The organism is Rudaea sp. (assembly GCF_036560865.1).
Classification (GTDB): domain Bacteria; phylum Pseudomonadota; class Gammaproteobacteria; order Xanthomonadales; family Rhodanobacteraceae; genus Rudaea.
In genome coordinates this window covers 1-3763 of the sequence record NZ_DATBQK010000139.1, presented here as the reverse complement: position 1 = coordinate 3763, position 3763 = coordinate 1, and the positions used below count along the sequence as shown (strand labels likewise).

At 63.5% G+C, this 3763-nt stretch carries 3 protein-coding genes; all 3 read left to right on the top strand.

The annotated features are described in order from the left end of the window. A partial coding sequence (locus VIE67_RS13425) for an efflux RND transporter permease subunit (protein WP_332026953.1) occupies window positions 1-1162 on the top strand: 1162 nt, incomplete at its 5' end. 133 nt (window positions 1163-1295) lie between these two features. Beyond that, window positions 1296-2198 (top strand): sulfate adenylyltransferase subunit CysD, encoded by a 903-nt coding sequence (cysD, locus tag VIE67_RS13420; protein WP_332026952.1) that lies wholly within the window; start codon window positions 1296-1298, stop codon window positions 2196-2198. After that, a partial coding sequence (cysN, locus tag VIE67_RS13415) for a sulfate adenylyltransferase subunit CysN (protein ID WP_332026951.1) occupies window positions 2198-3763 on the top strand: 1566 nt, incomplete at its 3' end. The genes cysD and cysN, both read left to right, overlap by 1 nt.

The following is a 3763-nucleotide window of genomic DNA, read 5'->3' as shown; positions in this document are numbered from 1 at the left end:
ACCCGGCGTACAGATCGAACTGGCGCAGTTGTCCGAAGACCTGATCGGCGATCTGACTGCGGTGCCGCAGCCGATCGAGATCAAACTCTACGCGACCGATCCCGCCGCGCTGATTCCGCAGGCGCGCAAGGTTGCCGCGGCAATCGGCAAGATCGACGGCGTGGTCGAAATCAAGGACGGCGTGATCCTGGCCGGCGACGGCATCGACCTGAAGATCGACCCGGTCAAGGCTGCGTTCGAGTCGGCCACGCCCGACGATATCAGCAAGGCCGTCGATGTCGCGTTGAACGGCGCGATCGCAACCCAGCTGCCGCAAGCGAACAAGCTGGTCGACGTGCGCGTGCGCATTCCGAATGCACTGAAACTCACCACGCAAGGCCTCGCCGATCTGCCGATCCGCGCGACCGATGGCCATCTGTTTCCGTTGCGCCGCGTCGCCACGTTGACACCAGTTTCGGGCGAGCCGGAAATTTCGCGCGACAACCTCGAACCGATGGTAGCGGTCACCGCGCGTATCGAGAATCGAGGCATCGGCGCGGCCGTCGCCGACGTGCAGAAGCTGCTCGCGCAGCCCGGCATGCTCGCTCCTGGCGTGCGCTACGAACTGGGTGGATTGTACAAACAGCAACAGATTGCGTTTGCCGGTCTGGCCCTGGTCTTTCTTGCAGCACTGATCGCCGAACTCGTGCTGCTGCTCGTGCTGTACGAGGATTTCTGGCTGCCGCTGATCATTGTCGGCACGTCGCTGCTGTCGACGACCGCGGTGTTCACCGCGCTGTGGATCACCGGTGTCGAACTCAATATCACTGCCCTGATGGGCATGACGATGGTGATCGGCATGGCCACCGAAATGGCGATCTTCTACGTCAGCGAATACACCGAGCTCGCGCATACGATGCCGCTGCGCCAGGCGCTGATCGAAGCGAGCCGCAATCGCCTGCGCCCGATCACGATGACCACGCTTGCGGCGATCCTCACCCTGATGCCGCTGGCGCTCGCACTCGGCCAGGGCTCGGGCATGCAACAGCCGCTGGCGATCGCGATCATCGCCGGCCTGCTGATCCAGTATCCGCTGGTATTGCTGGCGATGCCGGTGCTGATCGGACTGATCCGGGAGCGCAAAGCGCAGGCCGATACGCCCGCCCTTCCCGCTTTCGGCTGATGCGCGATCGCAACGCACGCGACTGCGCCTCTCCGGGCGCGACCGGGCGCGCAATCGATGCGATGCGCCGGGTGTTGTAAGCTTGCGCTCCGCTGCCTGCGCGCCGCGCACCGTCCGCCCACCGTTCGACCACATGCCCAGCCTGACCCATCTGCAACGGCTCGAAGCCGAGAGTATCGATATCCTGCGCGAAGCCGTCGCCGAGTCCGAGCGGCCAGTCATGCTGTACTCGATCGGCAAGGACAGCTCGGTGATGCTGCATCTCGCGCGCAAGGCGTTCTATCCCGCGCGTCCGCCATTTCCGCTGCTGCATGTGGACACGACGTGGAAGTTCGCCGCGATGTACGCGTTCCGCGAACGCATGGCGCGCGAGTCAGGGATGGAGCTGCTGGTCCACATCAATCCGGAAGCGCAGCAGCTCGGCATCAATCCGTTCACCCATGGCTCGGCCGTGCACACGGATATGTGGAAGACGGAAGGGCTGAAACAGGCGCTTGATCAATATGGATTCGATCTGGCCTTCGGTGGCGCACGCCGCGACGAGGAAAAATCGCGCGCCAAGGAACGTGTGTTTTCGTTCCGTTCGGCACAGCATCGCTGGGACCCGAAGAGTCAGCGCCCGGAACTCTGGCGTTTGTACAACACGCGCAAGAACCGTGGCGAGAGCATTCGCGTGTTTCCGCTGTCGAACTGGACCGAGCTGGATATCTGGCAATACATCTATCTGGAAAACATTCCAATCGTGCCCCTGTATCTCGCGGCGCTGCGGCCGGTGGTCGAGCGCGACGGCATGCTGGTGATGGTCGACGACGCGCGCTTTCCGCTCAACGCGGGTGAGATGCCGCAACAACGCAGCGTGCGCTTCCGCACGCTGGGCTGCTATCCGCTGACCGGCGCAATCGAATCGCAGGCCGACACTCTGCCGGCGATCATCCAGGAAATGTTGCTCGCGACGACGACCGAGCGCCAGGGGCGCCTGATCGATCACGATGCAAGCGCGTCGATGGAAAAGAAAAAAGCGGAAGGCTATTTCTGATGCGCAACGATCACATCGCATCGAAGCGGGCTCTCATCGAAGCCGACATCGAGCAATACCTGGTCACCCACCAGAACAAGAGCCTGCTGCGCTTCATCACCTGCGGCAGCGTCGACGACGGCAAGAGCACCCTGATCGGCCGCCTGCTCTACGAGGCCAAGACCCTGCTCGACGACCAGTTGTCCGCGCTTGAGGCCGACTCGAAGAAAGTCGGCACGCAGGGCGATGAACTGGATTTCGCCCTGCTCGTCGATGGCCTCTCGGCCGAGCGCGAGCAGGGCATCACGATCGACGTCGCCTACCGCTTCTTCACCACGGAGAAGCGCAAGTTCATCGTCGCCGACACGCCCGGCCACGAGCAGTACACGCGCAACATGATCACCGGTGCGTCGACCGCGGATCTCGCGGTGATCCTGATCGATGCGCGCAAGGGCGTACTCACGCAGACGCGCCGTCACAGCTATCTCGTGTCGCTGATCGGCATCAAGCACGTTGTGCTGGCGATCAACAAGCTCGACATGGTCGGCTATTCGCAAGAGGTCTACGAGCGCATCGATCGCGAGTACCGCGAGTTCGCCGCCAAGCTCGGCGGCATCGAGCAGATCGTCAGCATTCCGCTGTCCGCGCTGCGCGGCGACAACATCACCGAGGCGAGCGCGAACACGCCGTGGTATGACGGCCCGAGCCTGATGCAACATCTGGAAAATGTGGAAATTGCCGCATCGCGCGCGGACGCGCCGCTGCGCATGCCGGTGCAGTGGGTGAATAGGCCGAATCTGGATTTTCGCGGCTTCGCCGGACGCATCCTCGGCGGCAGCATCAAGCCCGGCGACGCGATCCGCGTGCTGCCGTCGGGCAAGCAGTCCACCGTCGCACGCATCGTCACCTTCGACGGCGATCGCACAGCGGCGACGCGCGGCGAATCGGTGACTCTCACGCTCGCCGACGAAATCGACATCAGCCGCGGCGACGTGATCTGCGCCGCCAACGATCCGGCCGGTTTCGCCGACCAGTTCGAGGCGAGCATCGCCTGGATGGCCGAGGAGCCGATGCTGCCGGGCCGTGCGTATCTGGTGAAGCTCGGCGCAAGCACGGTCGGCGCGGCGATCGCCAAACCGAAATACATCGTCGAAGTCAACACGCTCGAGCATCTCGTCGCCAAGACTTTGCAGCTCAACGAAGTCGGCGTGTGCACGCTTACGCTCGATCGCGCGGTCGCGTTCGATCCGTACGCGGAAAACCGCGATATGGGCAGCTTCATCGTGATCGACCGGCTGACCAACCAGACTCTCGGCGCGGGCGTGCTGCATTTCGCGTTGCGCCGTTCGCAGAACATCCACTGGCAGGCGGTCGAGGTCGACAAGACCGCGCGTTCGCGACTGAACGGGCACCGGCCCTGCGTGTTGTGGCTGACCGGTCTGTCGGGCAGCGGCAAGTCGACGATCGCCAATCTCGTCGAACGCAAACTGCACGCGCTCGGCGTGCGCACTTATCTGCTCGACGGCGACAACGTGCGCCACGGTTTGAACAAGGACCTGGGCTTCACCGCCACCGACCGCATCGAA

Coding starts and splice junctions, on each gene's coding strand:
- cysD (WP_332026952.1), top strand. CDS start 1,296: ATGCCCAGCCTGACCCATCTGCAACGGCTCGAAGCCGAGAGTATCGAT.